Source organism: Bradyrhizobium sp., assembly GCF_049798375.1.
Taxonomy (GTDB): domain Bacteria; phylum Pseudomonadota; class Alphaproteobacteria; order Rhizobiales; family Xanthobacteraceae; genus Bradyrhizobium.
Map to the genome: position 1 here is coordinate 1 of NZ_JBARGP010000092.1, position 5,670 is coordinate 5,670.

A 5,670-nucleotide genomic window follows, 5' to 3' on the forward strand; every position below is an offset into this window, starting at 1 on the left:
AGCTGGATGTCGCGCGCGGCCGCCACGCGCGCGGCGACCTCCTTGGAGCCTTCCGCCGGCGGCGGCAGGATCAGATCGGCGGCGGTCACCGCCGGCACCTCGATGCGCAGATCGATGCGATCCATCAGCGGGCCGGAAATGCGCATTTGATAATCCGCCGTGCAGCGATCGATCCGGTTGCGCCCGCAGGAATAGCCAGGTTCGAATGCACTGCCGCAGCGGCACGGGTTCATCGCCGCAATCAGCATGAAGCGCGCTGGATAGGTGACGCGATGATTGGCCCGTGAGATCGAGACCTCGCCGTTCTCCAGCGGCTGCCGCAACGAATCCAGCACGCGTGGATCGAACTCCGGCAACTCGTCGAGAAACAGCACGCCCTGATGCGCGAGCGAGATCTCACCGGGCTTGGCACGCAAGCCACCGCCCGTCAGCGCCGCCATGCTGGCGGAGTGATGCGGGCTGCGGAACGGCCGCCGCGACGTCAGCGCGCCGCCCTGGATCTCGCCGGCGACCGAGGCGATCATCGAGACTTCCAGAAGCTCGGACGGCGACAGCGGCGGCAGGATCGACGGCAATCGTGCGGCCAACATCGACTTGCCTGCGCCGGGTGCGCCGATCATCAAAAGATGATGTCCGCCGGCCGCGGCGATCTCGAGCGCGCGCTTGGCGCTCTCCTGGCCCTTGATGTCGCGCAAATCGAGCAGGCTCGCCTCGGCCTCGTGCACCCGGGGCTGCGGCCGCGACAGCACCTGCGTGCCCTTGAAGTGATTGGCAATCTGGATCAGCGACTTCGCCGCGATGATCTGGATATCGGGGCTCGCCCAGGCCGCTTCGGCGCCGCAGGCCGCGGGGCAGATCAATCCCTCGTCACGTCCGTTGGCGCCGATTGCCGCCGGCAGCACGCCGGCCACCGGCGCGAGCGAACCATCAAGGCCGAGTTCGCCGAGCACGGTGTAACCACTCAACGCATCCGGCGGGATCGCGCCGATCGCGGCCATCAGGCCGAGCGCGATCGGCAGATCATAGTGGCTGCCTTCCTTGGGCAGGTCGGCCGGCGCGAGATTGACGATGATGCGACGGGCCGGCAGCGCCAGACCGGACGCGATCAAAGCCGCGCGGACCCGTTCACGCGCTTCGGACACGGCCTTGTCGGGCAGGCCGACGATCAAAAAGTTCGGCAGGCCGGGTACGACCTGCACCTGCACATCGACAGCGCGGGCTTCGATGCCCTCGAACGCCACGGTGGAAACGCGTTGGACCATTCCTGCCCCCTAAACCGAAGGTAGCGGAAGGTCGCATGTTCTGCAAGAACAAGACAAGAACAATTGCCGGTCCATGAGGCAAGGCCGGCCTTCTGTCCTCGAGCGAAACCGGGCATTAACTCCCGCACCAAGCAAATCCGGCGTCTCCCGCACTGGTTGCTGGAATCAGATCCAGTTGCCGGAAATGCTCGACGCGGCCAAGGCGATCTTCATGCGACGTGAAGATCATGACTAGGCACCAACATTCGCCGTCGAGGTCATCAGCGTGAACAAGATCGTCAATCCCCGCCGCTTCGCACGCGTGAAGCCGGGCGGACGCGTGTCGAACGCCGCCAAGATCGTAGTGAGCCCGAAGGACCCCATGATCGACTGCGCGCTGGTCGATTTCTCTCCCGGCGGTGCCTGCCTGGATATCGGGTCCCAAGTTTCGCTGCCCCTGCGCTTCGAACTGATCCATGGCAACACGCGCAAGCGCTGTCGGATGGTGTGGAAGGCGGGCCGTCGGATCGGCGTGACGTTCTAGCGCTGTCGGGCAGGCGGGCCGCAGGAGCAGGTCGATGTCATCGTTTTCGTAACCTTGTAGGCAAGCGGGCGCAGGGTTTTTAACCGTGCTTTAGGCGGACGACCGCATGCTCGGGTTACATCAAGAACGAGCGCTGCCGAACGTCAAACGACGCGTCGCCGCGGTTGCTCAGATCAGGGTAAGAGGAAAAATGGCTGCGAATGCTCCGGCTGCACGGGCCGCAAAGCCGGCCGGACAAGATGTCACCGATGCCTCCGAGCTGGCGTCGGATATCCTGCGCAAGACCACGAGCCTGCTGATATCAGGACCGCGGCCGCACGCTGCGGAGCAGCTCGACCTCTATGACGGCATCTTCGCACGGTTGATGCCGCAGGTCGCGGCCGAACGACTGGCCGAGTTCAGCACAGCACTCGCCGGCCTGGAGCGTGCGCCCTATGCAACGGCGCGGCAGCTTGCGGCGCATGGCGACATCCGGGTCGCAGCCCCGATGCTGGCGAAAGCTGCGGTGCTGACCGAGCGCGACCTCACCGACATCATCAAGACTGCGGGCCAGTCCCATCTCATCGCGATCGCTATCCGCAAGCAGCTGGCCGAGCCGTTATCCGATCTCCTGATCGGGCGCAGCGTTCCGGCCGTGCGCATGGCACTTGTCAAGAACCTCACTGCACGGTTTTCCGAAGACACCTATCGCAGCCTGTTCAAGAGCGCCGAGCGCGACGACGAACTCGCCGAAAAACTTGGATCGAGGACCGATCTTCCGGCCAAGCTGTCGCGGGCCTTTGTCGCCGTCGCCTCCGAGACTGCGCGCGCCAGGTTCATCAAGGCCGCGCCGCTCGCAGCCCAGGCCACCTTGCAGGCCACACCGACCCGATCGGCTAGCGCCGGGATGCGCGCAAGCTGGGATTATTCGCACATCAAGGCCGAGGTCGCGGCGCTCAACCGCAGCGGCAAGCTGAGGGATGCCGCGGTCAATCGGTTCGTCCATTCCGGCGACTTCCCTGCCGCCATCTTCTCCCTGGCCGTGCTGTCGGATGTCGCCGTCGAGGTCATCGAAGCCTTAATGGATGACGACCGGCGCGCCGAGTTGCTCGTCGCCTGCAAGGCATCACGGCTGAGCTGGGCAACCGCCTCGATGATCCTGCGCGGCAGGCCCGGCTGTGCGCCGGTGCCGCCCGACGAGCTCGACGAGGAGCGCATTCGCTTCGAGAAGCTCGTTCTCTCCGAGGCGCAGTGGAAGATCCGGTTCGGCATCAAGGCGAACTGAGAACATCCGGCGGCTTGAACGTCAGCGCCGGGCTCGCTTGGCCTCGATCACGTCCCAGATGCGGGCCGCGATGTCGGAGCCGCCGAGCCGCGAAATGGCGCGGATGCCGGTCGGCGAGGTCACGTTGATCTCGGTCAGGTTGCCGTCGATCACGTCGATGCCGACGAACAACAGCCCGCGCTCGCGCAATGCCGGTCCAAGCGTGTCGCAGATTTCGCGCTCGCGCGCCGTGAGCTCGGTTTCCTTCGCTGCCCCGCCCCGCACCATGTTGGAGCGCAGATCGTCTGCGGCCGGCACGCGGTTGACGGCGCCGGCGAACTCGCCATCGACCAGGATGATGCGCTTGTCGCCGTGCTTGACCTCGGGCAGGAAGCGCTGGATCACCCAGGGCTCCTTGAAGGTCACCGAGAACATGTCGTAGAGCGAGCCGAAATTCATGTCCTGCGGCATCACGCGGAACACCGCCGCGCCGCCATGACCATGCAGCGGCTTCATCACGACCGCACCATGCTGGTCACGGAAGGCATTGATCTCGTCCATGTCGCGCGAAATCAAGGTCGGCGGCATCAGCTGCGGGAAGTTCATCACGAACAGCTTTTCCGGCGCGTTGCGCACGCTGGCCGGATCGTTCACCACTAACGTCTTCGGGTGGATGCGCTCGAGCAGATGCGTCGAGGTGATGTAGGCGAGGTCGAACGGCGGATCCTGCCGCAGCAGCACGACATCGAAGGATTCGAGCGGCGTCGGCCGCGGCTCGCCGAGCGTGAAATGGTCGCCGGCTTCGTCGCGCACCGTCAACGACTGCACGGGCGCGACCACCTCCGCGCTGCGCAGCGAGAGCTTGTCCGGCGTGTAATAGGACAGGCTGTGGCCGCGCTTTTGCGCTTCCAGCAGCAGCGCAAACGTGGAATCGCCGCGAATGTTGATGCGCGCGATGGGATCCATCTGGACGGCGACGTTCAATGTCATCGGTCTGTTTCCGGCTTTATGACGTGAGGCATTTCAAGTGCTGGCGTCGAATGCCGCCTTCAGATGGCGCGGCAGGCGCTTCGGCGCAACGAGAATGACGTCGAAACGCAGCTCGAATTCCGCATGCTCGGGATGCGCCATCAGCCAGCCCTGCGCCGCGTCGATGATACGTTGCTGCTGCCGCGGCGTCACCGCATAGGCCGCATCGTCCAGCGAGGCACGCGCCTTCACCTCGACAAAGGCGAGCAGGTCGCCTCGGCGAGCGACAACGTCGATCTCGCCATGCGGGGTGCGGTAGCGGCGGGCCAGGATCCAATAGCCCTTGGCCATCAACATCGCAGCCGCCTTGGCTTCGGCCGAGACACCGGTGCGGAAGGCTGCGACCCGCTCCGGGGCCGGCGTCTTCACCTGCTTGGCCGGCGGCGCCAGCTCCGGCTCAGCCTCAATCTTGGCCATCGGCCTCGCCCGCCTTGGTGAGCGCGAGTGCCCGCGCATAGACCTCGCGGCGCGGCCGTCCCGACAACTCGACCGCGTACGCCACCGCGTCCTTGACGCTCTCGGTCCGCAATTGCTCCTTGAGCAGCGCGTCCAAATCATCCGACGTCATGATATCGGCATCGCGCGGCGGGCCGATCACCAGCACGAACTCGCCGCGGGTTTCCAGCGTAGCGGCGCCGGCCGCAAGCTCGGCGAGGGGCGCGCGGCTGATCTCTTCATGCAGCTTGGTGAGTTCACGGCAGATTGCGGCCTCGCGGCGGCCCATGATCGCTGCGAGGTCGGCCAGCGTGTCCTGCACGCGGCTGCCGGAATCGAACAGCACCAGCGTCGCGTCGATGCGGGCGAGCTCGTTGAGCCGGTTCCGGCGCGCCTGCTGCTTGGCCGGCAGGAAGCCCTCGAAAAAGAAGCGGTCCGTCGGCAATGCCGCAACCGAAAGCGCCGCCAGGACTGAGGACGGGCCGGGCAGCGCGGTCACGGCGTGGCCGGCCGCACAAGCCTCGCGCACCAGCTTATAGCCGGGATCGGAGATCAGCGGCGTGCCAGCGTCGGAGACCAGCGCGATTGCCGCGCCCTCCGCCAGCCGCTGCAGGATCTTCGGCCGCGCGGCTTCCGCATTGTGCTCATGATAGGGAATGAGATCGGCCGTGATTGCGTAGCGCTCGGTCAGCCGCCGTGTGATCCTGGTATCCTCGCAGGCGATGACATCAGCGCCGGCGAGCGTCTCCAAGGCTCTCAAGGTGATGTCGCCGAGGTTCCCGATCGGGGTTGCCACGAGATAGAGCCCTGGACGCGCCTTCGGGGCTGCGACGAATTGCCCCGCCACCGTGTAACCGGGGCTGGCCGTGTCTTTGCTGTTGATGGCCGGCGTGGTCGGGATTGCCTTTGCGCACATGGGACCAATCTAAAAGGTAGATTGGCCGAGCGCCATAAGCCCTTCGCGGGCTCATTCGAATGACGGTGCGGTCGGATGCAATGAATCGCCCCCGGCGAACTTGACAGCTTTCGGGTTCCTTAGCCTTTTGTTTTGGTTAACTATTCGTCGACAATATGCGTGAATCGGCCGTCCCTTCGGTTCCCTCGGAGGGAGTTCCGGCTCGGCATGATCCGGCCAAGCAAAGAGATATCATGGTGGGCCCGCGTCATCCCAAGTCCGA

Annotated in this window: 6 protein-coding genes; 2 read left to right on the plus strand and 4 right to left on the minus strand. The window is 65.3% G+C overall.

Annotated features, from left to right (window positions below):
• Positions 1 to 1,262: YifB family Mg chelatase-like AAA ATPase (locus WA702_RS04445; RefSeq protein ID WP_425109323.1), on the minus strand; the 1,262-nt coding region annotated here is incomplete at its 3' end.
• Between the two features lie 274 nt (positions 1,263 to 1,536).
• On the opposite strand from WA702_RS04445, the gene WA702_RS04450 reads away from it, so the two are divergent.
• Both WA702_RS04450 and WA702_RS04455 read left to right on the plus strand, forming a co-directional pair.
• Positions 1,537 to 1,785 (plus strand): PilZ domain-containing protein, encoded by a 249-nt coding sequence (locus WA702_RS04450; RefSeq protein WP_425109328.1) that lies wholly within the window; start codon positions 1,537 to 1,539, stop codon positions 1,783 to 1,785.
• 190 nt (positions 1,786 to 1,975) lie between these two features.
• Positions 1,976 to 3,049: a DUF2336 domain-containing protein gene (locus tag WA702_RS04455; protein ID WP_425109324.1), complete on the plus strand. Its 1,074-nt coding sequence runs from the start codon at positions 1,976 to 1,978 to the stop codon at positions 3,047 to 3,049.
• Positions 3,050 to 3,070: 21 nt separating this feature from the next.
• On the opposite strand, the gene gshB is transcribed toward WA702_RS04455, so the two are convergent.
• The 3 genes from gshB to rsmI are packed head-to-tail and all read right to left on the minus strand — an operon-like array spanning position 3,071 to position 5,408.
• Entirely contained in the window at positions 3,071 to 4,018 is a 948-nt protein-coding gene (gshB, locus tag WA702_RS04460; protein ID WP_425109325.1) for a glutathione synthase, read from the minus strand.
• Between the two features lie 33 nt (positions 4,019 to 4,051).
• A complete protein-coding gene (locus WA702_RS04465; protein WP_425109326.1) occupies positions 4,052 to 4,474 on the minus strand; it encodes a YraN family protein in 423 nt (140 codons plus the stop codon).
• The gene (gene rsmI, locus WA702_RS04470; RefSeq protein ID WP_425109327.1) at positions 4,461 to 5,408 is read right to left on the minus strand and encodes a 16S rRNA (cytidine(1402)-2'-O)-methyltransferase; all 948 of its coding nucleotides are present in this window, start codon (positions 5,406 to 5,408) and stop codon (positions 4,461 to 4,463) included. The genes WA702_RS04465 and rsmI overlap by 14 nt, the downstream gene beginning before the upstream one ends.
• Between the last annotated feature and the right edge of the window lie 262 nt (positions 5,409 to 5,670).

Coding starts and splice junctions, on each gene's coding strand:
- WA702_RS04465 (WP_425109326.1), bottom strand. CDS start 4,474: ATGGCCAAGATTGAGGCTGAGCCGGAGCTGGCGCCGCCGGCCAAGCAG.
- rsmI (WP_425109327.1), bottom strand. CDS start 5,408: ATGTGCGCAAAGGCAATCCCGACCACGCCGGCCATCAACAGCAAAGAC.
- gshB (WP_425109325.1), bottom strand. CDS start 4,018: ATGACATTGAACGTCGCCGTCCAGATGGATCCCATCGCGCGCATCAAC.
- WA702_RS04455 (WP_425109324.1), top strand. CDS start 1,976: ATGGCTGCGAATGCTCCGGCTGCACGGGCCGCAAAGCCGGCCGGACAA.